The organism is Deferrivibrio essentukiensis (genome assembly GCF_020480685.1).
Classification (GTDB): domain Bacteria; phylum Chrysiogenota; class Deferribacteres; order Deferribacterales; family Deferrivibrionaceae; genus Deferrivibrio; species Deferrivibrio essentukiensis.
The window spans coordinates 152,927-178,049 of the sequence record NZ_JAJAFU010000001.1; the positions used below are offsets into that span (position 1 = coordinate 152,927).

General features: G+C 34.3%; 23 protein-coding genes. 17 read left to right on the forward strand and 6 right to left on the reverse strand.

Annotated features, from left to right (window positions below; all coding sequences use genetic code 11):
- The first annotated feature begins 112 nt into the window (after positions 1-112).
- The 7 genes from LF845_RS00755 (at position 113) to LF845_RS00785 (ending at position 5,281) form a co-directional block, all read left to right on the forward strand.
- Positions 113-280, forward strand: coding sequence for a type IV pilin protein (locus tag LF845_RS00755; protein WP_341352885.1), 168 nt, complete (start codon positions 113-115; stop codon positions 278-280).
- A gap of 179 nt (positions 281-459) precedes the next feature.
- Complete coding sequence (locus LF845_RS00760) at positions 460-630, forward strand: hypothetical protein (RefSeq protein WP_242819074.1); 171 nt, start codon at positions 460-462, stop codon at positions 628-630.
- A gap of 9 nt (positions 631-639) precedes the next feature.
- Positions 640-1,245: a LysE family translocator gene (locus LF845_RS00765; RefSeq protein ID WP_242819075.1), complete on the forward strand. Its 606-nt coding sequence runs from the start codon at positions 640-642 to the stop codon at positions 1,243-1,245.
- 137 nt (positions 1,246-1,382) lie between these two features.
- Positions 1,383-2,441: an extracellular solute-binding protein gene (locus LF845_RS00770; protein ID WP_242819076.1), complete on the forward strand. Its 1,059-nt coding sequence runs from the start codon at positions 1,383-1,385 to the stop codon at positions 2,439-2,441.
- 49 nt (positions 2,442-2,490) lie between these two features.
- Entirely contained in the window at positions 2,491-3,576 is a 1,086-nt protein-coding gene (locus LF845_RS00775) for an ABC transporter ATP-binding protein (protein WP_423220564.1), read from the forward strand.
- Complete coding sequence (locus tag LF845_RS00780) at positions 3,576-4,430, forward strand: ABC transporter permease (protein ID WP_242819078.1); 855 nt, start codon at positions 3,576-3,578, stop codon at positions 4,428-4,430. The genes LF845_RS00775 and LF845_RS00780 overlap by 1 nt, the downstream gene beginning before the upstream one ends.
- A complete protein-coding gene (locus LF845_RS00785) occupies positions 4,427-5,281 on the forward strand; it encodes an ABC transporter permease (RefSeq protein WP_242819079.1) in 855 nt (284 codons plus the stop codon). The genes LF845_RS00780 and LF845_RS00785 overlap by 4 nt, the downstream gene beginning before the upstream one ends.
- Here the strand turns inward: LF845_RS00785 and LF845_RS00790 are convergent.
- Entirely contained in the window at positions 5,278-6,015 is a 738-nt protein-coding gene (locus LF845_RS00790) for a glycerophosphodiester phosphodiesterase (protein ID WP_242819080.1), read from the reverse strand. The genes LF845_RS00785 and LF845_RS00790 overlap by 4 nt on opposite strands.
- A 143-nt stretch (positions 6,016-6,158) precedes the next feature.
- On the opposite strand from LF845_RS00790, the gene LF845_RS00795 reads away from it, so the two are divergent.
- Together LF845_RS00795 and LF845_RS00800 are read left to right on the forward strand one after the other, a co-directional pair.
- Positions 6,159-7,430, forward strand: a complete 1,272-nt coding sequence (locus LF845_RS00795) for a hypothetical protein (RefSeq protein ID WP_242819081.1) — start codon at positions 6,159-6,161, stop codon at positions 7,428-7,430.
- On the forward strand, positions 7,431-7,925 hold the full coding sequence (locus tag LF845_RS00800) for a gamma-glutamylcyclotransferase family protein (RefSeq protein WP_242819082.1): 495 nt from the start codon (positions 7,431-7,433) through the stop codon (positions 7,923-7,925).
- Here the strand turns inward: LF845_RS00800 and LF845_RS00805 are convergent.
- Complete coding sequence (locus tag LF845_RS00805; protein WP_242819083.1) at positions 7,894-9,069, reverse strand: YbfB/YjiJ family MFS transporter; 1,176 nt, start codon at positions 9,067-9,069, stop codon at positions 7,894-7,896. The two genes, LF845_RS00800 and LF845_RS00805, sit on opposite strands and share 32 nt — an antisense overlap.
- 166 nt (positions 9,070-9,235) lie before the next feature.
- On the opposite strand from LF845_RS00805, the gene groES reads away from it, so the two are divergent.
- From groES to LF845_RS00820, 3 genes are all read left to right on the forward strand, one after another.
- The gene (gene groES, locus LF845_RS00810; protein WP_242819084.1) at positions 9,236-9,526 is read left to right on the forward strand and encodes a co-chaperone GroES; all 291 of its coding nucleotides are present in this window, start codon (positions 9,236-9,238) and stop codon (positions 9,524-9,526) included.
- A gap of 22 nt (positions 9,527-9,548) precedes the next feature.
- Positions 9,549-11,183, forward strand: a complete 1,635-nt coding sequence (gene groL, locus LF845_RS00815) for a chaperonin GroEL (protein WP_242819139.1) — start codon at positions 9,549-9,551, stop codon at positions 11,181-11,183.
- 83 nt (positions 11,184-11,266) lie between these two features.
- Positions 11,267-11,761, forward strand: a complete 495-nt coding sequence (locus LF845_RS00820; protein WP_242819085.1) for a hypothetical protein — start codon at positions 11,267-11,269, stop codon at positions 11,759-11,761.
- Positions 11,762-11,771: 10 nt separating this feature from the next.
- Here LF845_RS00820 and LF845_RS00825 read toward each other — a convergent pair whose 3' ends face one another.
- Positions 11,772-12,686: an AEC family transporter gene (locus LF845_RS00825; RefSeq protein WP_242819086.1), complete on the reverse strand. Its 915-nt coding sequence runs from the start codon at positions 12,684-12,686 to the stop codon at positions 11,772-11,774.
- Positions 12,687-12,720: 34 nt separating this feature from the next.
- Here LF845_RS00825 and LF845_RS00830 point away from each other — a divergent pair, with 34 nt between their 5' ends.
- From LF845_RS00830 to ahcY, 3 genes are read left to right on the forward strand one after another with little or no spacing between them, the layout of a single operon-like run.
- Complete coding sequence (locus LF845_RS00830) at positions 12,721-14,367, forward strand: molybdopterin-dependent oxidoreductase (protein ID WP_242819087.1); 1,647 nt, start codon at positions 12,721-12,723, stop codon at positions 14,365-14,367.
- Entirely contained in the window at positions 14,367-14,612 is a 246-nt protein-coding gene (locus LF845_RS00835) for a hypothetical protein (protein ID WP_242819088.1), read from the forward strand. The genes LF845_RS00830 and LF845_RS00835 overlap by 1 nt, the downstream gene beginning before the upstream one ends.
- Positions 14,613-14,630: 18 nt before the next feature.
- Positions 14,631-16,031, forward strand: coding sequence for an adenosylhomocysteinase (gene ahcY, locus LF845_RS00840; RefSeq protein WP_242819089.1), 1,401 nt, complete (start codon positions 14,631-14,633; stop codon positions 16,029-16,031).
- A gap of 191 nt (positions 16,032-16,222) precedes the next feature.
- On the opposite strand, the gene LF845_RS00845 is transcribed toward ahcY, so the two are convergent.
- Entirely contained in the window at positions 16,223-18,220 is a 1,998-nt protein-coding gene (locus LF845_RS00845; protein WP_242819090.1) for a carboxypeptidase-like regulatory domain-containing protein, read from the reverse strand.
- Positions 18,221-18,421: 201 nt separating this feature from the next.
- Here LF845_RS00845 and LF845_RS00850 point away from each other — a divergent pair, with 201 nt between their 5' ends.
- Entirely contained in the window at positions 18,422-19,705 is a 1,284-nt protein-coding gene (locus LF845_RS00850) for an ammonium transporter (RefSeq protein WP_242819091.1), read from the forward strand.
- A gap of 24 nt (positions 19,706-19,729) precedes the next feature.
- Here the strand turns inward: LF845_RS00850 and LF845_RS00855 are convergent, their stop codons facing one another.
- Both LF845_RS00855 and LF845_RS00860 read right to left on the reverse strand, forming a co-directional pair.
- Positions 19,730-20,446, reverse strand: coding sequence for a TerC family protein (locus LF845_RS00855; RefSeq protein WP_242819092.1), 717 nt, complete (start codon positions 20,444-20,446; stop codon positions 19,730-19,732).
- An 8-nt stretch (positions 20,447-20,454) separates the two neighbouring features.
- Positions 20,455-22,389: a M3 family metallopeptidase gene (locus tag LF845_RS00860; protein ID WP_242819093.1), complete on the reverse strand. Its 1,935-nt coding sequence runs from the start codon at positions 22,387-22,389 to the stop codon at positions 20,455-20,457.
- Between the two features lie 87 nt (positions 22,390-22,476).
- Between LF845_RS00860 and acnA the strand changes: the two genes are divergently transcribed.
- Positions 22,477-25,110, forward strand: coding sequence for an aconitate hydratase AcnA (gene acnA, locus LF845_RS00865; protein WP_242819094.1), 2,634 nt, complete (start codon positions 22,477-22,479; stop codon positions 25,108-25,110).
- The last annotated feature ends 13 nt before the right edge of the window (positions 25,111-25,123 follow it).

The following is a 25,123-nucleotide window of genomic DNA, read 5'->3' on the forward strand; positions in this document are numbered from 1 at the left end:
GTACTCCTTTAAAATTACTGATTTAAATCATTTTATTTTGTTAATCCTGGGTAAAATGATTTTGCTTGTTTAATTTTATTTTGGTGGTATGATTTGATGTGCAGGAGGCTTTATTACGCGGAAAGGGTTTTCTCTGATTGAAATGTTGATTGTTATTGCAATACCTCAGTATGCAAAGATAAGGATTAGGGTTGCCAATACTACTACACTTAGCGATGTAAAAAATACAAAGACAAACCTAAATGTTTTTTATTCAGAGAAAAATTATTACCTTTTTTAGTAATGGTTAAATATGAGAATATTGCTTGTTTTATATATGATATTTTTGCCATTTGTTTTGTTTGCCCAGAAGGTAGGAAGTAGCAATACACTTGAGATATCGACTTCAAGTGGAGTGACTTTTGTTTACTATAACTCTCAGGATTGTTCATCGTCTATCCTGAAAATTGCAAAAAATATGTGATTGTGATAGGAGGCATAAACAAAAGGGGGGATATTGGTTATGCCACTACATCAAATATGTCCAATATAGTAAAGAAAAAATTTTCAACAGGTTTGACTTCAGACTCCTTGAATATCCAGCAAACAGATGCCGGAGTTGACAATATGTCTGGCTGGTCTGATTTATAGGGGAAGTTTATGTCTTTACTGACTGCATTTGGCCTTGCGTTAGCAATATTTATTCTTGCAGTTGTCCCTGGCCCAGGGGTGTATGCTGTAGTTTCAAAATCCATTGCTCATGGTTTTAAAAATACGATTCCAACTGTTTTGGGTATTGTGGCAGGGGATATACTTTTTCTTACTTTTGCACTTTTTGGGCTTACTATTATTGCGGAAACACTTTGGTTTTTATTTCTTGTCATAAAATATGCTGGTGCAGCTTATTTGTGTTTTTTAGGTGTAAAGCTTTTCTTCTCAAAAAATTCAAATATTACTGTTAGTAAAAATTGTAACAAAACAGGTTTCTTTAGCGGTTTGTTTATAACGTTAGGTAATCCAAAGGTAATACTCTTTTATGTAGGATTTTTGCCCACATTTCTTGATTTTAGTTTATTGACATGGGTTGATATAGCTTTAACTATTACAATAGTTTGTGCAGTATTATCAGCTGTTATGTTATTTTATGCTTTTTTATCTTTTAAAGTAAGAAAATTTATTAGAGGTGATGCGGCAACAACTGCTTTTAATAAGCTGGCTGGCATGACAATGTTTAGTGCCGGTGTATTGATATTATCCAGGAAGTAGAAATAATATTATTTTATAAATGAGTTAAATGCAAGTATAAATAATGTTTGATGGAAAGTTTAAATAATCCTTGACTTATACGCTTAAGAGAAATAGTAAAAAGGTGTTCTGTTCTTAAACTGAAAAGGAGGATGCATATGAAAAAAGTTCTATTGCTATTGTTAGTTTTTGTGTTTGGTATTTCATCAGTTTTTGCAGAGGGGACTTTAAGGCTGTTAACCTGGAAAGGTTACGCTCCTAATGCACTTATTGAAAAATTTGAAAAGGAAACAGGTATTAAGGTTGAGGTAACATATTCGAATAATGAGGAGATGATTGCAAAATTAAGAGCTACAAGGGGAGCTGGTTTTGATTTGGCTCAGCCAAGTCAGGACAGGATATCTTCTGTTCAAGCAAAGTATAAAATTTATAAGCCCCTTGACTATTCAAAAATAAAATCAGAGCAAATTATACCATCAATGCTTAAAGCAGTAAAAGATAACACTAAGGTTGGAAAAGACTCTTATGCCGTTCCTTTTTGTTGGGGGACATCAGGCTTGATTGTTAATAAAAAATACGCTCCTGAGGCAAGCGATTATACAGATCTTTTAAATCCAAAGTATGAAGGAAGAGTTAGTTACAGACTTAAAAGGCCTACGTTGATAGCTCTTGCTTTTGCTATGGGTAAAAATCCTTTTGCACTTTATAATGACCCGAAAGCTTATGAAGAGCTGATGGAAATGGTTGGGCAAAAGATGATTGAAGCTAAGAATATTGTTAAGAATTACTGGACAAATGGTGACGCATTATTGCAACTTTTAAGATCAGAAGAAGTATATGTGGCTATGGGATGGGATGGTGGAGGTTGGAAACTTCATCAGGACAATCCAAATATAGATTTTGTTGCCCCAAAAAGCGGAGCATTGGGATGGATTGACACATTTGCGATTCCTGCTAAGGCTAAAAATGTTGATGCTGCTTATAAGTGGATTAATTTTATGCTTAGACCTGAGAATGCTGCATATTTTACAAATACGGAAGGGTATTTTACTGCGTCAAAAGATGCTGCAAACTTTTTAAATCCTGATGTAAAAGACAATCTTAAGCGTTCTTTTCCTCAGGAAGATATAGACAATATTAAATGGTATCCGCCTGTTCCATCAAATATAGAATCAATAGAAGCAAAAATTTTAGATAAGGTCAAATCAGCAAGATAATAATGAAACGATAGGCAGGCTAAGGTCTGCCTATTTTATGGATAAGTTTATGAAATATGATTTAGATGTTAGAAATGTGACAAAAAAGTTTGGTGAATTTGAAGCGGTAAAGAAGGTTAGTTTTACGGTAGAAGAAGGGAAGTTTTTCTCTATTTTAGGCCCATCAGGTTGTGGTAAGACAACTCTTTTAAGAATGATTGCAGGATTTATTGAGCCTACTGATGGTGAAATATTTATAAGGGAGAAATTAGTAAACGGACTTCCACCTAACAAAAGACCGGTTAACCTTGTGTTTCAAAATTTGGCGCTATTTCCCATGATGAATGTGGAAGAAAATATTGCGTTTGGACTGAAAAGAAAAAAGGTGCCAAATGCTGAGATTAAGAAAAAGGTCAAAAATATTCTCGAAAGGGTTGGATTGCCGGGTTTTGAGAACAAAGAGGTACAACAACTTTCTGGTGGACAGAAACAGAGGGTTGCAATTGCAAGGTGTTTGGTGCTTGAGCCATCAGTGTTGCTGTTGGATGAGCCTTTAGGTGCTCTTGATTTAAAGCTTAGAGAAAAGATGAAGGTAGAGCTTAAAAAACTTCAAAATGAAGTCGGCACGACCTTTGTTTACATAACTCATGACCAGTCGGAAGCACTTGTTATGTCCGATTATGTGGCTGTAATGAATGGAGGAGAGTTTGAACAGCTTGATACCCCGGCAAATCTTTATCATCATCCTCAAACATCTTTTGTGGCACAATTTGTCGGCGATAATAACAAGTGGGAAGGTTACGTGGTTAATCAAAGCGATGGGTTCGCAAAAATTACTACAAAAAATAATTATGAGTTTTTGGTGAAAACTTTAAAGCCTATCAATAAAAATGAGTGTGAGTTCTTTGTCAGACCGGAGGCATTTTTGATTGAGCCGTCAAAAGACTTGGATAAACTGAATCGTATAAAGGTAAACGTTAAGGCGATTTTGTTTGATGGTGCAAACAGCAGACTTTTGACATCTATTAAAAATAGTACTAATGAAATTTTAGTGGCACTTCCGCAAAATAAACAGTTTGACTATATCAGGCCGGGCAAAGAAATTGAGATCGGTTGGTATCCTGAAAACTCTATAGCTTTTGAGAGAAATGCCTGATGAAACATGCAAAATTAGGTTTTTATATTTTTCTGATTCCGGTTATTTTATGGTTGTTTTTGTTAATAGTAATTCCGCATATTGATTTATTATTAATGTCTTTTAAATCTGAAAACATTTATGGTAAGCCCACATTTAGTTTTGCCAATTATAAAAATTTTTTTGTTGAGCCGATATATTGGCTGACATTTGTAAGGACTGCCATTTATTCTATAATAGTCACCGTAATTACCGCAATTATATCTTTGCCGATTGCATTTTATATTACAAAGGTTGTTAATACAAAATTTAGCCGATTTTTATCGATACTTCTTTTGATGCCGTTTTGGGTTAGTGAATTGGTGAGGGTTTACGGATGGATGATTTTGTTGAGAGAAAGTGGTGTGGTAAACCATTTTTTACTGAAGTTAGGACTTATTAATAAACCTATAGAGCTTTTATACAATGACGTGTCAATGGTTATGGTTTTAGTTTATACATCTATGCTTTTTATGGTAGTCCCTTTAATATCCGTAATGGAGAGTCTTGATGACCATTTAATAGAAGCTGCATACGATTTGGGAGCTTCCACCAAGGATATTGTATTTAAAATAATTATTCCTCACTCAAAACCGGGACTTACATCGGGTGCAATAGTTGTTTTTATGTTAACATTGGGTAACTATTTAACGCCAAACCTGATTGGCGGTAAAAATTCGTTGTGGTTTACGGAGCAGATTTACACTCAGTTTATCGCAAGCTTTAATTGGAATCAGGGAGCTGCTTTCGGTTTTCTTCTGTTAGTGTTGTCTACTGTAATAATTTGGTTAGGCTTGAAGGTGACCAGACAAAATTTAAGTAAGGTAGTCCAATGATACGCAGTTTACCGAGGTCTAAAAAATACAATTTTACATTTGTGCTTTTTGTAATACTATTTTACACATTTTTGTTTGCACCCCTTGTTGTGACATGTGTGTTGGCCTTTAATAATTCCGATTTTCCAAGCCTTCCTTGGAATGGTGTTACATTGGACTGGTTTTTTGCAAATGATGCCCATCGAGTAGGGATTTTCCATGATGCTAACAATCTAAGAAGCATATTTACCAGTGTAAAGACAGCAGTTATTGTATCCATATTGTCATTAATAGTGGGAACTTTCGGTGCATTTTTATTTGAACAAGAGGAATTTAAATTTAAGCAGGCTCTTTATTTTTTAACTCTTGCGCCACTTGTAATACCTGGAGTTATTCTTGGTATTTCTATCCTTTTGGCAAGTAACTCTGTCGGCCTTTTTATTGAGGAAAGGTTAGGTTTTGAAGCTCCACTTTTTGCACCGGGCTTTTGGCTTGTAGTGCTTGGACAATTCTCATTTATTACAACATTTGTAGTGCTTGTTGTGTCAGCAAGACTTAAAAAATTTGATAGGACACTTGAAGAGGCTGCACTTAACCTTGGAGCAAATAGATTGCAGGTCATATGGTATATAACATTAAAATATTTAAAACCTTCATTAATTGGTGCCGGCACGGTCGCATTTTTGATGAGTTTTGAAAACTTTAATACTACACTATTTTTGGTGGGCTCTGAGCCGACATTGCCGATTAATCTATATTTACAGGTTAGGGATGGAAGCACCCCTGTAATAAATGCAATATCATTCTTAATGATAGTATTTACTTCTTTTCTTGCACTGATAAATCTTTATTTTAGTAAAAATAAAGATTAGGCAAAGAGGTGCTTCATAATCCAGTCCGGCCTGTTTGTAGTTAGAGTTGTCACCCCTAAATTCATTAATTGTTTTGCAAGATGAGGGTTATCCACAGTCCACACATTCCAAATCCAGTTGTGGTTCTTTATTTCCTTAGCCATTTTTATACAATGAGTTAAATCTGCATAGGTTGAAATACCGTCAAGTTTAGCATTTAAAATCATTTTGTATACATTGCTATACATGTCTTTATTTTTAGGAACATTGTAGCCATATTCTACTATCCATAATATGGTAAAGTTTGGGAGTAATAGCTTGAGTCTTTTAACAACATTATAATCAAATCCTATAATGACAATTCTGTCATGGATTTCTTTGTATTTTGTAAAAAAATTGACAAAATTATCTACAGATTTAATATTGCTTTTTATTTCTATATAAAGTTCAAAATTACTGGGTATCTTCTCTAGTACATCTTCCAAATGTGGAATTCTTTCCCCCATATATTTTGCATCAAACCAATTACCTACATCTACTTTATCTAGGGTTTTAAGATTACTGTTTTTTATCTTAATATTTCTAGTTCCTGTTCTTCCTGTAGTATCATCATGAATAACAACTATTTTACCGTCTTTTGTGACATGAACATCCATTTCTATACCATCTACTCCATATTCCATAGCTAGTTTGAAGGCAGACATTGTATTTTCAGGTGCATAAAAAGAAGCTCCTCTGTGGGCAATTATTTTCATATCTTCTCCTGATAAAAATATATTAAAGTTCAGCAGTTATTAAACCACTTTTGCGTGGAATACAATATAAAAATAAAATGAGCAAATTATTTAGGTTATTATCGTTTAATTGACAAATTGTCTGAGGTGTTTTATTATTTACTATGAATAATAAAACAGTATTATGTTACTTATTATCCGGATATAAATACTATAAAATAAGGGATAATAAAGATATTTTTAAAAGTATAGAAGATGACTCTGATGGTGAAATAAAATATTTTTTTAATAAAAGGTATTTTAGGAATGAATCTTGGTATTTAAGATATCTAAAAATATTGGCAGCAGTTTTTACTGTCAATATTTTGGCACGCCACTATGAAAGGTGGTTAAGTAAAAAATGCCTTTTTTTAAATAATAAATACTCGGTATTTGCTCCGGCGACATATTATGCCTTAATGGCATATAACTCTAATATGAGGCATTTCAATATTAAAATTAGTAGAGATATTTTTATAAGCGATATCATTTATGAGATAAATGAGAGGGTTAAAAATTATTTTATAAATATTGAGACTGAAAGCAAACTTATCTCTTTTATTCATAGTAATACACCTATTGGTATTGAGCTTGAATTTACAAATGTTGGACCTAAGGCAGGAAAATTTTTTGTATCGGAAAAGGGTGATCCATTATTGAATTTTTCCAAATATCACCACTACCACCTAAAAAAATTTTTGTGGAGATTTGGGGCGTATATTGATTCGGAAATGCCTTTTAAACAGCTCATTAAAAAGGGGGGATTTTTGGAATATACATTTACTCGACCTGATTCCACATTAGCCTCTTCTATTCCACTTACAAATAGTCCCCAATTTGCTTCAAAACTTATTGAAGAAGCTGTGAGATTCACTCCGGTAAGGCCTCATAGCTTGCATATTACGTTGGAATCTCCAAATGATGGCTTTAGAAGACCTAAGATAGGTTTTGAAGAATCTCTGTTTATCCTTATGTGTACAGGTCAATTTATCAGGTTTGGCTCAAAGGTTTTTGAGGCAAGGATAATGGAAAAGAATATGAAGGATATTTTTCTAAGTAGGAAGAGGAAAAATGATGGAAAATGGGTTGATACGATTGAGTTTTCAAATATGAGGCTTTGTAGAGATTTTGTAAAAAGAGGTGTGTATGAACCCTCGATTTTTGTTTTTATTGCGTTTAAGAATCTTTTTCAGTTTGATGAAATACTCCCTTTTTCTCACAATATTGAAAAATGGGGTGAAAATCCCGATTATAGAAAGATTGACGCTGATAAGATGTTTGAAATATTAAAAAAGGGGCTTGATTTTGAAAAAAGCCTTCCAATAAAATACAAAGAGGCTATAATTTTAAAAATAAAGGATCTTTATCAGTACAACTGTTCAATAATAGGAGCATGAATGGAAAGTAGTACATTTACTGTATTTACATATGGTACTCTCATGCGTGGTTTTATAGGTTATGAGAAGTATCTTAAAAATGCAGTATTTTTGGGTAATGGAAGTATAAAAGGGAAAATGTATCAGACCAATTCTGGATATCCTGTTGTCACTAAATCTAAAAATGGTAGGGACATTCACGGTGAGCTTTTTGAAGTAGATAAGGATACAATGATAAAATTGAGAAATTATGAAGGGGTATATTCCTTTTTTACTTACTATAGAGAGGAGTTGTTACCTGTAAAGTTGGCCGATGGAAGTGTAAAGTATGCAAGAGTTTTTACCGCTCACCCTTTTGTAAAGCCATTAATTAAATTGACTGCAAAAAGGGTCAAAAATGGCGATTGGAAAGAATATATTGCCGGCCCTCCAAAAAACTACAGAAAATGGGCTTTAACCTTATTACTGATTCTGATTAACTTTATTATTTTGATTGAAGTTTTTGCCCACTCCTAAATTTTTCCATTGGTAGCAGGATGATAGCTGCCAAAATCACTGAAAAGAACGCGATTATGATAGATATGTTAAAGTTTCCATAAATGTCGGCAAGGTAACCTGCGATAACAGGGCTAATTATTTGCCCTATCCCAAAAAGTATAGTCAAATCTCCAATTACTTTGTTTGAAGCTTGAGGTGATATCTCCCTGCCGTAACTTAGCGTCATAGCAACAATTCCTAAAAATGTTCCTCCAAAGCCGATAGCACTGATGATATAGCCAAAAGTATTTGGTATCATTAGAGGGAGTATTATTGCAACACTCTGGATTAAAAAAGCTGTAATTAAAGATTTGTGGGCACCAAATTTATTTGATATTTTAGGCCAAATCAGTGTGGTAACAGCAGCAGATATTCCGATTAATATCCATGAAACATTTGCAGCGTAAATAGAGTTAAGTGTTTTTGTCAGTATGCTTACAATAAATGTTGCGGTAATTATGTAACCAAAACCTTCTAAAAAATATGAGATATATAATTTCCTAATCATAGGGTTTTTATCATTTGATGCTGTTGTTGATAGATTATGTTGTAGTTCAACCTTTTTAACGGCAGTCCAACCAAAGTAAAATGGTATAATACTTAATACAGAAAGCCCTAACCATATTTGGTCAGCAGTTAGTATTGTGCTAAGGGCTGGGACTGCTATGCCTGTCAGTGCAATCCCTGTCCCTACACCACAAAACATCCAACCTGAAATATGGGATTTTCCAAGCAAGGCAAGACTCTGAAGAACAAAAGCTACCCCAAGTACATTTAGGAATCCGCTGGCAATGCCTATGATAAATCTCCAAAAATACCATGAAAATATAGTGTGTGAAAAGGCCATTGCCGCAGTTGACAATATGCATATTATCAAGCTGACTTTATATATTGCATACTGAGTATTATTATTTTTAACATACTTTGAAAGTATTGCACCTAAGAGATAACCAAGGTAATTTATTGAGGCTATATTTCCTGCAATGGTATTTGAAAAGCCGTAGTTTGACTGCATGATTGGCAAGATAGGTGTGAATGCAAATCTTCCTACAGCCATTGCAAGAAACAGTGCAAAAAAACCGCCAAATACAATTTTGTAAGGTTCTTTTAAGTTGTTGGACATGATAAATTGTATCTAAAAAATATAAAATTGCAAAAGTAAAATTGAGAAAATGAAATAAAAAAAACTCTTGATTTTTTCGACTGTAATTTATATATATAAGTACTGTTAGCACTCGGTATAGATGACTGCTAATAACATTAATATAAATAATATCAAGGAGGTCAAAATGGCAAACATTAAGCCACTTCAGGACAGAGTACTTGTTAAACGTATTGAAGCTGAAGAGAAAACAGCTTCAGGAATTATTATCCCTGATACTGCAAAGGAAAAACCACAAGAAGGTGAAGTTATCGCTGTTGGTCCGGGAAAAGTGTTGGACAACGGGACCAAGGTCGAGCTTACTGTAAAAGTAGGTGACAAGGTTCTTTTCAGCAAATATGCCGGTACAGATGTTAAGATTGACGGCGTTGAATATCTCATTATGAGAGAAGATGATATCTTAGGAATTATTGGATAATTAATAATATTAAGGAGGATAGATTATGGCAAAGGCTATAACTTTCGGTGATGAGGCTAGGCAGGCTATTTTAAGAGGTGTTGACAAGCTTGCTAACGCTGTGAAAGTCACTTTGGGACCAAAAGGTAGAAATGTAGTTATTGAGAAAAAATTCGGTTCACCACTTGTAACTAAAGATGGTGTTACTGTTGCTAAAGAAATCGAACTTAAAGATCCAATTGAGAATCTTGGCGCACAAATGGTTAAAGAGGTAGCATCTAAGACAAGTGATGTTGCCGGTGACGGTACTACAACAGCAACTGTATTGGCTCAAGCTATTTACAGAGAAGGTATGAAAAACGTAGTAGCCGGTGCAAACCCAATGGAGCTTAAAAGAGGTATTGATAAGGCTGTTGAAGCTGTTGTAGCTAAATTAAAAGAAATTTCAAAGCCAATTCAAAATAAAACTGAGATTGCTCAGGTAGGTACAATCTCTGCAAATAATGATAAAGAGATTGGTGATATTATTGCTGATGCAATGGATAAAGTTGGTAAAGATGGTGTTATTACAATTGAGGAAAACAAATCAACTGATACTGTTCTTGATGTAGTTGAGGGTATGCAGTTTGATAGAGGTTATCTATCACCATATTTTGTAACTAATCCTGACACAATGGAAGCTGTTCTTGAAAATGCTTATATCCTCATCTGTGAAAAGAAGATTACTAGCATGAAGGATCTTCTTCCAATACTTGAGCAGCTTGCAAAACAAAACGCTCAGTTTTTAATCATTGCTGAAGATATAGAAGGTGAAGCTCTTGCAACACTTGTAGTAAACAAGCTAAGAGGAACATTAAACTGTGCTGCTGTTAAAGCTCCGGGTTTTGGTGATAGAAGAAAAGAGATGTTAAAAGATATTGCTGTTCTTACCGGCGGCCAGGTAATCAGTGAAGACCTTGGTCTCAAGCTTGACAATGTTAAGTTAGAAGATCTTGGTAGAGCTAAGAAAATAGTTGTAGATAAAGAAAATACTACAATTGTTGAAGGTGAAGGTAGCTCTGACGACATTATGGCAAGAGTTAACCAGATTAAAAAGCAGATTGAAGAAACAACTTCTGACTACGATAGAGAAAAACTTCAAGAAAGACTTGCCAAACTTGTTGGCGGTGTAGCAGTAATCAAAGTTGGTGCTACTACTGAAACAGAAATGAAAGAAAAGAAAGCAAGGGTAGAGGATGCTCTTAATGCTACTAAGGCTGCTGTGGAAGAAGGTATAGTTCCTGGTGGTGGAGTTGCACTTATTAGAGCTAGAGCTGCACTTGATAACTTAAAGCTTGTTGGTGATGAGCAAATTGGTGTTGAGATTATCAGAAAAGCTCTTGAATATCCAATTAGGCAGATTGCTGAAAACGCAGGATTTGAAGGTTCTATTGTTGTTGATAAGATAGTTCAGAATGATAACGTTGCTTTTGGTTTTAACGCAGCTACTGAAGAATATACAAATATGATTGAAGCCGGTGTAATCGATCCTACTAAGGTTACAAGAAGTGCATTACAAAATGCTGCTTCAGTATCAGGCCTTATGATTACTACCGAGGCTACAATTACAGAAATTCCTGAAAAGAAAGAAGCCCCAGCTGCACCGGGCGGAATGCCAGGAATGGATGGAATGTATTAAAAAATATATAAAGCCGACCTTTGGGTCGGCTTTTTTGTTGCCTGCTGTTGACAATAATGGTATCTAAGTTAAAATATGATATGATGGAAACTTATATATTGGACAGACTCAATAATATAGTGGCAACAGAAAATGTCAAATATAATATAGTAGGTGTAAATTATTTTGACTTTTCATATGACGAAGTTCTTGTAAATATTCTTAAAGATATATTTGATAAAGTTAGAATAAATGAAAAAACGTTTTCAATTACGTATCGGTGCGACAATGACGATTATGTTCGATATTTTAAGTTAAATATTATTCCGATGAAAAATCAAATGATTAAATTGGAGCATATTTTAACCAAGCAAACAAAAAGAAAGACAAGCTTAAAAAACTTTAGTCGTTCTTCAAAAAATTACAAGATGTGTGCATGGTGTAACAAAATTTTACATAATGGCAAATATATAGAAATTGAACATGCAATAAACGAACTTAATATTTTTGACGATGAAGGGATTCCTTCTTTTACCCATGGCATATGTGAGTCCTGTATATCGAAAATTGACAGAGAGTTAACCTCTTATGAATTATAATTATCCTTTATTATAAAATCGATATCCAAAAAACAAAAGAAAATATAGAAAGTGCACTACTTAATATTATTACGCTACTTGCCAAATCTTTATCACCACCCATTTCGGAAGCTAAAATATAGTTGACCGTTGCAGCAGGGGAAGAAAGCATCACTACCAATATTTTTGATGCAAATGTCATTGAATTTGAAGAAATCTTCAGCAGGGTAAGTGCAATTAATGGCAGTATAATAAGTTTTAGAAAAACATTAAATGATATAATTGCAATATTACCTTTTACCTTTTTAAAATCAAGAGTTGCCCCGATACTGAAAAGTGCGAGTGGAAGTGTGACATTGCTCATTAATTCAAGAGATTTATTTATAAATATTGGAATTTTTATGGATAAAACAGAAAACAGTATCCCTAAAATACACGCAACAGCCAAAGGATTAAAGAGCGTATTTTTGATAAATGTTTTTAAATTCATTTTTGAGTTTGAGGTAAGTGTCAAACTTATTACCGACATCAAATTGACTAAAGGCACGATAAAAGCCATAAGTATACTTGCAATTGTAAGTCCCTTATCCCCAAATGCATAGTAACATACGGGAAGACCCATATATGCGTAGTTTGCCCTGAAACTATTCATTGCAAATGTGCCGATGGAAGATTTCTTAAATTTAAAGATTTTGCCTAAGACAAAACTTATGACAAACATTGCAATTATGGTTAATCCCATTATTGTAAGTAGATATGATAGGGAATAACTTTTAATATTTGCATTTCCAATTTTATAAAAAAGTAAAACGGGCAATAGAAAATAAAAGATAAGTTTGTTTGCTACAGATATAAAATGCTGATCGAAAAATTTTAATTTATAAAGAATGTTTCCTGTTGCCAAAACAATAAATATTGGTAAAACTAAAAAAAGAATATCAATCATTGCTTTTTATATTATAAAATTTAAGGAATTGTAAATGAAATATTTTTGTTCCAAAGATTGCCCTGATGGATGCAGCTTTGAAATTTTAGAAGATGGTAGTTTTAGTCCTCTGTCAAACTCATTTGATAAGTATCCTTTTTTCTGCAGTAAATTGAGGAAATTCTACAAAAGAGAGTTAGAAAAGGCAGCCTGTTTTTACAAAGAAAAAAATGTCAAGATTGAATGTGACCACAATACCGCAATTGACAAAATGTCGGAAATGTTAAACACCTCAAAAAAAGTATTGTATTTAAGAGGCTCCGGTAGCCTTGGCTATAAAATGAAATATTGGGACTACTTTTTTACTAAATTTGATAGCTGCTATTTTGTGTCAGATAATCCTTGTGATGAAACTGGAATAGTTGCTCATGAGGAAGATTTTGGAGTATGCATAAATCCTGATATAGAGAATCTAAAGGATGTAGACACAGTTATAATCTTTGGCAGAAATGCCAGAGTCACAAATCAGCACCTTTATGCATTTTTAAAAAATCTCAAAAAAGAGATAATTTACATAGACCCGATAAAAAGTGAAACAACGAAATTGACAAGCAAATACATAAGAATTAATCCGGCTTCAGATGGTGTACTTTGTCATTATATTTTGGGAAGTTTAGGTTACATAGAAAATAAAGTTAATCTCGAGCAAGCAGTCCAAATAACAGGTATTTCTAAAGAAGATATAGAGTTTTTAAAGAGTAAGATAAAGTTAGGAAAGACAGGCTTTATTACAGGTTTTGGTCTTCAAAGATATTCCAATGGAAAGAATATTGTTCAATGGATTAATAGGCTTGCATATTATACAGGCAATATGGACAACCTTTATTATGGGAAATCATCAAGTGCCTACATTTCAGGTATTGATGTTGAAAAGAAAAATAAAATCACAATAAAGGAATTTTATGAAAAGTTAGAGGAAGATTATTTTGACCTGATTGTTATTGTTGGGGCAAATCCTATTGTAACTTATCCTGAAACCTCTTTTTTAAGAAAATATTTAGATAAAAATAGGCTAATAGTAGTAGATACAAACATAACTGAAACGGTTAAACTTGCCGATATTTTTATAAAAGTCGGAGGGATGTTTGCTCAAGACGACATTTTGGGGAGCTATTTTTTTGACGAAATTATTAACAGGAGAGAGAAATATTTGAATTATATTTCAGATACTGATATAGTTAAAGAGCTGTCAGATAAGCTTGGGTTTGATATAAACATAAAAAGTGTTGATGAATTAAAATATGACAAAAAACCAATATTTAGAAAATTTAACAATAAAGATATTAAACTATTACCACCTTTTTCAGACAAAGGATTAAGGTTGATAACTAACTCTCATACCCTTTATCTCAATTCTCAGTTGGCTGACATCCCAATAAAAGAGGATTATTTGCATATTTCTGAAGAAGATGCCAAAAATAATGGGATTGGTGACGGAGAAATTGTTGAACTTTTTAATGACCTTGGGAAACTAAGGATAAGAGCTAAAATATCGGATAAGGTTGCAAAAGGGTATATAATGATTTATAAGAGCAGAAACTATTTCGGGGAAACACCCAATATCTTAACTAAGATGGTGCAGACAGATGCAAATATGGCTGTTTCTTACTATGATACATTTGTAAATATCAGGAGAGTGTGATGAAAAGATTTAACAAGTATTTTGGCGGCGAATATATGAAATATTGGTATGTAGCTTTTTTTATAGTTTTGTCTTTTATGGTGTTTGACTTCTATAATGACAGGTCAGTTGAGGCTTACAAACTGACTATTTATGACAACAGTGGAAATGTAGTTGAGGTTAAAAACATAAGCAGGCTTGAACTATCAAGAAGTAACCTTAACTTGCCTATTACCAAGGCTTTTGAGCCGATTAAAAAGTTTTAAAATAGATTGGAGGAATTGATGGATTTCAAAGTAAAAGATTTAAATTTAGCTGATTGGGGTCGTAAAGAGATAGAGATAGCTGAGCACGAGATGCCAGGCCTTATGGCAATCAGGGAGAAATACAGTGCCGAAAAGCCGTTAAAGGGTGTACGGATAACCGGCTCACTGCATATGACTATTCAGACTGCTGTACTTATTGAAACGTTAGTTGAGCTTGGAGCAGATGTAAGATGGAGCAGCTGCAATATTTTTTCTACTCAAGACCATGCTGCAGCAGCGATTGCCAAAAGCGGTGTACCTGTATTTGCCTGGAAAGGTGAAACTTTGGAAGAGTATTGGTGGTGCCTTGAGCAGGCTTTGACATTTCCTGGTGGTAAAGGTCCTCAGCTTATTGTGGATGATGGCGGAGATGCTACATTAATGGTTCATCTTGGTGTAAAGGCAGAGAAAGATCCTTCTGTCCTTGATAAAGAGACGCACGGTGAAGATGAAAAGGAACTGATCAAAAGGTTAAAAATAATTTTAAAAGAGAGTCCTGGTAAGTTCACAGAAATGATAAAAGAGCTTAAAGGTGTTTCTGAGGAAACTACGACTGGTGTCCACAGACTTTATCAAATGATGCAAAAAGGTGAGCTTTTAATTCCCGCAATAAATGTAAATGATTCAGTTACTAAATCAAAATTTGACAATCTTTATGGCTGCAGGGAGTCATTGATTGACGGTATAAAAAGAGCAACTGATGTGATGATAGCAGGAAAAGTTGCCGTTGTTTGCGGTTATGGGGATGTGGGCAAGGGTTCTGCTCAATCTTTGAGGGGCCAAGGTGCAAGGGTTATAGTAACGGAGATTGACCCAATTTGCGCCCTTCAAGCTGCAATGGAGGGGTATGAGGTAAAAACTGTTGAAGATACTCTTGGTATTGGAGATATATATGTGACTACTACCGGTAACAGGGATGTTATCAGAATAGAGCACATGGAAAAGATGAAAGACCAGGCAATAGTGTGTAATATTGGACACTTTGATAACGAAATTCAGGTAGACAAATTAAATAATTACCCAGGGATAAAAAAGGTAAACATAAAACCACAGGTGGATAAATATATTTTTCCTGACGGACATGAAATATTCCTGCTTGCAGAAGGCAGACTTGTAAATCTTGGTTGTGCTACCGGTCACCCATCATTTGTAATGTCCAACAGCTTTGCCAATCAGGTGCTTGCACAGATAGATTTGTGGAAAAACAGAGATAAATACAAACCAGGTGTGTATGTACTGCCGAAGAAACTTGATGAAGAGGTTGCAAGACTTCATTTGGAAAAAATCGGAGTCAAGCTTACAAGGCTTACTCCTGAGCAGGCAGAGTACATAGGTGTACCTGTTGAAGGGCCATATAAACCTGACCACTACAGATATTAAATAAAAAAGGGGAATTACTTCCCCTTTTTTTTATCTTTCTTTTTTGCTTCCTTTTTGTATCGATCCTCGATACTGCATGAATCGGTAGCTCAGCCGCCACCTTTGAAAAGGCTTAAAACAATTATCAAGCCTATAAATAGGATAAGGCCGATATACTCACTGTATTGGCTCAAAATTGCCTCCTTTTGATTTTATTCTAATTTAGTTATCTTCCTACTTAATTCAACCTTTTTGCCGTTAAGTGTCAAAACAATATCCATAAGGCTATTATCAAAGTTTACCCATGAAGGATAACCTAAATATAACAAAAGTTCATCATCTTCAGATAATTTCAGATTAAAAAGTCCATTTTTAGAATTGGCAATTTTTCCATTCAACAAGACAGCAGGCACAGGCAGAATTTTGTTTGGTACTGTTGACCAGTGATATTTGAATTTTCCGCTGAGAGATACTTCAATATCTGTTATTTCACCTTTTATCCCTTTTAATCTTATGAGTGTATCGGGCTTGCCATCACTTTTAATCTCTTTTGTAGTAGAAGCAAAATCATTTTCACTTTTATGAACCGTAAAATTAATTTTTTGTTCAGGTAAATCATTTTCAAAAGACTTTACTATAAATTTAGGCGCAATAGCTTCAATTGCTGTTTCAAGGGAAAATAATATTGTTTCTTTAAAGCTATATTCAGGTAGAAAACCTATGAAATAATCTTTTTTGGGTGACTCTATTTTAAATGAATATTCTTCAGGCTTCTCCGAATTTTTGATAATAATCTCCTCTTTTTTGGTAAGTATTAGCTTATTATCCCTGATTTCCCCCTCAAAAAGATATATGGGAGCTGCTGATTGCTTCATAAGTCCGGGTAATTTCGTAAGCATTAGCTCATATGAAATGTCCAATGGTGAAGGGTTGTATTTGTTTAACTTGAAATGGACAAGCTCCTTTATTTCATTTGAGTTAGTTATGACTAAGTTATTCTTTTCTATATTTTTAATATTGAGCTTACTATCTGCAATTATTTTTTCAAGAATAAGGTTATTTCCCACGAAAAAAGCTTTTTCTTTGATTTTACTATAAACTTCCCCGGTGATTGTCCCTTTTCCACCAAATCCAATAATTGTCCCGGTTATGTTGTTATCTTTTACAACAAATTCAATCTTCTGATTACATTTAAATGTAGAGCCTTTTGGTGAGCAGTCCCTTACGAAACTCAAGGTGTTGTTATTATGTTTTATATTTGTAAGTTTATTTATTCTATCGCCAGATATTAAATCTCCTGTTAACTCTTCAAAATCTATTTTCACTATGGCATTTTCAGTTTTATGTGCCTGCTTTATTTCAATTTTTGCCACTAAAGGCAACTTCTCTTGTTTGACCTTTTGAGATGGAAGTATGAAATTTTTTGTAAACTCTGTGTATTTTTTATTTTTAGCAGCTGTCTTTATTTCAAAACGATACTCACCTTTTTCATCTGTTATAGTTTCATAACCGTAGCCTAAGAGGCTTAATTTGGCGTTAAAAACAGGGTTTCCCTTACTGTCTATAACTTTCCCTTTGATAATTATTGTACCTACATCCGTATTTGTAGATACAATTTCTTCGGACAATTTATAGTCGTTATAAGAAAGCTTAATCTTAAACCTATCAAGAAAAAACCTGTCTATGTTGGCGAGCATATAGTTTTTGACAATTTTATCAAAGTAGTCCGCAAACTCCATCAACGCAAAGCCATCGTCGGTTTTAATACTAATTAAAAAATTCTTATTTAATATAAAAATATTATATTCTGCTTTGAGGGCTTTTAGTGAGATAGGATTGATTAATACAGTAGATTCTTCACCAAAATCAACTTCTCTTCTTACAGGAAGTTTGGATTCTTGTATTTTTTTATTGTATAAAGATTTTGCAACAGTCGGATTTTTTGCAAAGTAAATAGAAATATCGACAGCAAAGTTTGTATTCCTGTTTATCCCCAATATTTTTTCATTTTGCTCATTATAATATGTATATGTATTTGATAAAACAACATAATCATCATATCTTTTCTCCATTATACTTGTATAAAGCCATTTTTTATTCCCACCCTGCAGCTGGCTTGATTTTGGGAAAAAGTTGTACAGGTCATCAAGAGGGCCTGCAGAGAATATCACAAAAGGAAAAAGGATAAAAAATATTAAACTCTTAAGCATAGGCCTTTTTTTCACAATTTTTATAAATTTTCAACAGAATAATTACTTGAAATTATTTGATATAGATTATGCCTTAAAAAAGTGCACACTTGGTTAAAATTTAACCAAGAATAATGCTTTTTAGTTAAATAATCCTATGAAAGCGCCAATAATTTTTGGCATGAGTTTTGAGTATTATTAAGGAAAACTTCGGAGGACGATATGAAAAAGTGGATATTTTATTTTATAATAACTATTTTTCCAATTTATGGATTTGCATCGGAAGGTGCGAAGATAAATGGTGGGGATACTGCTTGGATGATTGTTGCTACCGCTTTGGTCATGTTGATGACTCCTGCGGGGTTAGCACTATTTTATGGCGGTATGACAAGGACAAAAAATATTTTAAATACTATTGGCATGAGCTTTGTTTCTTATGCTGCAGCTTCTGTATTGTGGATTCTTTTTATATACAGTCTTGCATTTGGTGATGATTTTGGTGGAGTAATAGGTGGATTTAATTATATTTTATTCCATAATATTAAAATAACAGATATCGAAGGGACAATTCCAAAAATCCTTTTTGCTACATTTCAAATGACATTTGCTGGTATAGCACTTGCTTTAGTAAGTGGCTCAGTTGTGGAGAGAATAAAGTTTAGTTTTTGGATGATATTTGGAGTCCTGTGGCTTACCTTTGTCTATGCACCAATTACTCATTGGGTATGGGGCGGCGGATTTATAGGCAATATGGGAGCATTAGATTTTGCAGGTGGGACTGTTATTCATATAAATGCAGGTGTAACAGGGTTGGTTTTAGCTCTTTTATCAGGAAAAAGAAGGGATTATGGCAAGACGGCAATTATCCCATCTTCGATAGTTTTAACAGTGTTTGGCGCAGCTCTACTTTGGTTTGGATGGTTTGGATTTAATGCAGGCAGTCAGCTTGCTGCAGATGCAATAGCAGCTAACGCATTTTTGGTTACAAATACTTCGGCCGCCAGCGGAGTTTTAGCTTGGTTGTTAGTTGAAAGGGTGGTAACAAAAAAGGTTACTCTACTTGGTGCAGCTTCAGGAGCAGTAGCAGGGCTTGTAGCAATAACCCCGGCCGCAGGATTTGTATCTGCAGGTTCTTCTATAATATTTGGTTTTTTATCAGGGATATTGGGATTTGTAGGGGTTTTTGTGCTTAAAAGCAAGCTCAAATATGATGATTCTCTTGATGCCTTTGGAGTCCACGGATTGTGTGGTATTTTAGGTGCTCTTTTGACGGGTATTTTTGCTGACCCCGAAATTAATGCCATAGGTAAAGGTCTGCTTTACGGAAATCCTTACCAAGTATGGATACAGTTTGTTTCAGTTATTGTAACAATAGTTTATTCAGCAGTACTTACTATCATCCTGTTTTATGTCACTAAATTGTTTGTAAATGTAAGGGTCGATGATGAGTCTGAGCTTAGAGGCCTTGACGAAGTTGAACACGGAGAAAGAGGGTTTAATATATAATTTTAAGAGCGGGGCAAGTCCCCGCTAATTGCTTTGTGCAATTTTCTTCCTTTTCGCTATTATCGTCATAGTTTCTACAAAGCCTGAAAAGCCCATCGCAAAATATAGATAACCTTTTGGAATATGAAAATGTGCCCCTTCGGCCACAAGCGTAACACCTATTAAAAGTAAAAAACTCAGGGCAAGCATTTTTATTGAGAGGTGTTGCTCAATAAAGTGGCTTATCTTTTCAGCGGCGAAAAGCATTACAAACATTGCAATAATTATTGCCCCAATCATGGCTGCCAAATTGTGCCCGATGCCTACTGCAGTTATTACCGAATCAAGAGAAAAGACTATATCAAAAAGCCCAATTTGGACTACTACAGCAGTTAAGGTAATCTGTTTTAAGCCTTCTTCTTCCTTATGATTATCCTCATCTACAAGATTATGAATTTCATGTGTCCCTTTATAAATTAGAAAAAGTCCGCCTAACAGAAGGATTAAATCTTTGAAGGAAATTCCTTTATCAAATACTGTAAATAGAGGATTTGTCAGCATCATGAGCCACGTAATGCTGAGCAGTAGAAGTAACCTTGTTACAAGTGCTAATGCTATGCCTAATTTTCTTCCAAGTTTTTGTTGATGTTCAGGTAGTTTCCCGGAAAGGATTGATATTACTACTATATTATCAACACCTAATACAATTTCAAGTATACTTAGCGTTAATAGGCTAACAAAGAAGGCTGATGAAATTTCCATATTTTACCTCACAAAATGCCACAAAGTTTTAAAAGATTTTTATTGTCAACTTTTCTACCTGCAAACTTCTCGTAAGCTTCTGTAATATTTATGCTACCACCTTTTGATAATACGTTGTCAACAAAATTGTCGGCGAGTTTTTTGTCAAATATATTGTTTTCTACAAACAGATAAAATGCATCAGCACTGAGTCTTTCAGCCCATTTGTAGCTGTAATATCCGGCAGCATAGCCACCTGAAAATATATGGGAAAATTGATTTTCAAATAGTACATATTCAGGCACTTCAAACAGAGAAGTTTTTTCTCTTATCTGTTTAAGGATATTGTGAGCAGTATCAAAGTCAGTGACATTTTTATGATGAATCTCCATATCAAATATGGCAAACTCAAGCTGTCTTAAAAACATTATGCCTGAGTTAAAGTTTTTTATCTTTTTTAATGTTTTTTTCATATCGTCAGGCATTTTTTCGCCTGATTTATAATGACTTGCAATCATATCTAAAACTTCACTTTCGAAATAAAAATTTTCTAAAAACTGTGAAGGAAATTCTACTACATCCCACTTCACGCCATTTATTCCGCTTACAAAAATATTGTCTACGTTACTTAAAAGATGATGCAAAGCATGTCCCATTTCGTGAAAGAGTGTTTCTACATCTGAAGGTCTTAAAAGGGAGCATATTCTTGATGTTGACTTTGGAAAATTTGCTACCACAAAGGCTGACGGAAGGTGAGTATTCCCTTTTAAATCTTTAAATCGTGTTTCATAGTCATGCATCCATGCCCCATCCCTTTTCCCTTTTCTCGCCTCTAAGTCCATGTAAAGTCTGCCGATAATTTTTCCATTCTTTTTTAAATTGAAAGCATCTGCTTTTTTGTGCCATAGAGGGATATCAACTTTTTCAAAAGCAATACCTAAAAATTTTTCCAGGAAAGAAAACATTCCTTTTACTACACGCTCTTTTTCAAAATACACCCTGAAATCTTCATCTTTGTATCCAAATTTTTTTATTTTTAACTTTTCTGACAAAAATGCCGTATCGTAAGGCATTATTTTGCTTATTCCAAATTCACGGGCAATATCTTTTAGCTCTGCTAATTCACTTTCTGCCTTTTTTTTACAAGGCTCTATCATTTCATAAAGGAAGTCTAAAACTTGCTGCGGAGTGTTTGCATCTTTTGTGGCAAGGGATAGCTCGGCATAATTTTTAAATTCTAAAATCTTTGCCATTTCATCTCTTAACAAAAGTATTTCGGATATAATTTCACTATTTTGTTTAGCTCTCGTGTAGTAATGTTTGTACATATGCTCCCTTTTTTCTCTGTTGTTGCAGAATGTCATGAATGATATATAGCTTGGAGCATGAAGCGTAAATTCAAATGTATTCCCTTTTTTATATGTGGCCTTATCTGATTCGGGCATATCTTTGATATCTGCCTCATCTGCCTGCATTTTAAAGGCATTAGTATCGTTTAATACATTTTGAAAGAAATTGTTAGTAAGCTCACTCAGCTTCAAATTTATCTCTTTAATTCTCTTTTTCTTGTCCTTTTCAAGGCCTACACCTGAAAGTTCATAATCTCTTATTAAGTTGGTCAACACTTCCTTTTTTTCAGTATCAATTTGAAATTGATTCTGATAAGTTTTAAGCTTTTGGTAAATATCTTCATCCTGAGAAAGCTGTGTATGAAATTCTGTAAGGTAGTTAATAGCTTTGGAATATTCTTTTTGGGTAATTTTGCTGTTTTTTACTGAGTTTAAATGGGAAAGAGGGGTGAATTCCAACCCTACTGGGTAAGTGGTTTCCTGATATTTTGATAAAAAATTATCGTCAATGTCACCATTTTTAATGTTGTTAATTTTTTCTTCAGTTTCGCTGATTAATGCTTTTAAACGTTTTGCTGAGCCTTTTGTCTCAAATTTGCTGATATCACAAAACATGTTGCCTCCAAATATATTTGTTATTTTTTGTAGTTATGTTATAATAATTTTAAAATAGTGTAAACCAATTAAATAATGAGGTGAAACATGGAAAAAGAAAAATTTATCAAATATTTTGAACATGAAAATAAAAAATATCAATATTTTGACATTTCAGAGTTATCGCCGGAGGTTAAAAATCTACCCTTTTCAATAAGGGTACTTCTTGAAAATATTTTAAGAAAGTATGACGGTAAAATAGTCAAAGATGAACATATTAATGAAATATTAGAGTATAAAGGGAAATATGACAAGCCATTTGAAATACCTTTTTATCCGGCAAGAGTGTTAATGCAGGATTTTACCGGCGTACCCTGTGTGGTTGACCTTGCAATGCTTAGAGATGCAGTTAATGAAAAAGGGCTGGATGCCTCCATGATTAATCCTCAGGTGCCAGTGGAGCTTATATGTGATCACTCTGTTCAGATAGATTATTATGGTGCTTCTGATGCGCTTAATAAAAATGTTGCCCTTGAATACAGCCGAAATAGTGAAAGATACAAATTATTAAAATGGGCGCAGAAAAGTTTTGAAAATTTCAAAGTAGTTCCGCCAAATTCAGGAATTTGCCATCAGGTAAATCTTGAGTATCTTGGCAGAGTAGCTATGACAGATGAGGTAGGTGGCTCAGACTTAGTTTTCCCCGATACTGTTGTAGGGACAGATTCTCACACACCTATGATAAATGGTATAGGTGTACTTGGTTGGGGGGTTGGTGGTATTGAAGCTGAAGCTGTTGCACTGGGGCAGCCTTATTTTATGGCACTTCCAGAAGTAATAGGTGTGAGACTCTATGGAGAATTGAAAGAAGGGGTAACAGCTACCGATTTAATTTTAACAATTACGGAGATGTTAAGAAAATATAAAGTAGTAGGTAAATTTGTCGAATTCTTTGGGCAGGGTGTTTTGAATCTTCCTATTCCGGACAGGGCTACCATTTCCAATATGACTCCTGAATGCGGGTCTACTGTCAATTTCTTTCCTGTAGACAGTCATGTTGTTGATTTTCTGGGAAGGACAAATAGGAAGAATTATGCGACACTTACTGAAAAGTTTTACAAGCTCAGCGGTATGTTTTTCAAGGGGGATGAGAATCCAAAATATACCGATTTATTAGAGCTTGACTTGTCAAAGGTGGAGCCTTGCCTTGCAGGACCTTCAAGACCTCAGGATAAAATTTTCCTTAAAGATATCAAGGTGAAATTTGATGAAATAATTGAAAATAAATATAGCCAAACCGAAATTGTACTAAATGATGAAAGGGTTACCTTAAAAGATGGCAGTGTTGTGATAGCTGCAATCACCTCATGTACAAATACTTCAAACCCTTCTGTAATGATTGGTGCAGGACTTGTTGCTAGGAAAGCCGTAGAAAAAGGGTTAAAGGTTAAACCATATGTAAAAACCTCCCTTGCTCCAGGTTCCAAAGTAGTTACAGATTATCTAAAAAAGTCAAACCTTTTGCCATACTTGGAAGCACTTGGTTTTCATGTTGCAGCCTATGGATGTACCACTTGTATAGGCAACAGCGGTCCACTTAACCCTGTAATTGAAAAGGCAATAGTTGATAACAAGTTAAATGTTGCTTCCGTATTGTCAGGCAACAGAAATTTTGAAGCAAGGGTACATAACAGGGTCAGGTCAAATTTTCTTGCATCCCCTATGCTTGTGGTTGCTTTTGCCATTGCGGGAAAAGTAAATATTGATATGGATAAAGAGCCACTTGGATATAACCCTAACGGTGAGCCGGTATATCTAAAAGATATATGGCCAAGCCAGGAAGAGATAGCAGAATATGTTCAGAACAGTATAGACCCGGAATTTTACAAAAAAGAGTATAGCGTAATTTTTGATGGCGATAAATTCTGGCAGAGTCTTGATGCTGAAAAGAGTAAAGTATATAGCTGGGATGAAAATTCTACTTACATCAAAAAACCACCTTTTGTGGATGATTTTGATAAAGTAAAAGATAATGGTGATATAAATGATGCTTATGCGCTTCTTGTTTTGGGGGACAGTGTAACTACTGACCATATTTCCCCGGCAGGCTCTATTCCAAAAGATTACCCTGCAGGGAGATATCTTCTTGAGCATGGAGTAAAGGTTGAGGATTTCAATTCTTACGGTTCAAGAAGGGGGAATCATGAGGTTATGATGAGGGGTACATTTGCAAATGTCAGAATAAAAAATAGATTGGTTGCGCCAAAAGAGGGTGGATTTACCGTTAAATTTCCTGAAAAAGAAGAAGGATATGTTTTTGATATTGCTATGCAATATTTAAAGGAAGGAAGAAACCTCATTGTCCTTGGCAAAAAAGAATATGGGAGTGGCTCATCAAGGGATTGGGCGGCAAAAGGGACAGTGCTTCTTGGTGTAAAGGCTGTAATAGCAGAGAGTTTTGAGAGGATTCATAAGAGCAATCTTGTAGGAATGGGTGTCTTGCCGCTGCAGTTTAGGGAAGGTCAGTCTTATGAAAGTCTTGGAATAAGCGGAAATGAAAAATTTTCGATTTTAGGGCTTGGTGATTTAAAGCCCGGGCAAATTTTAAAAGTTATAGCCGAAAAAGAGGATGGTGCAAAGATAGAATTTGAAGCCCTTTCAAGACTTGATACTGAAATAGAGGTAGAGTACTATAAATCTGGTGGAATATTACCTTATGTGCTAAAGAAATTTGTGGGGTAAAAAATCGAGAGGT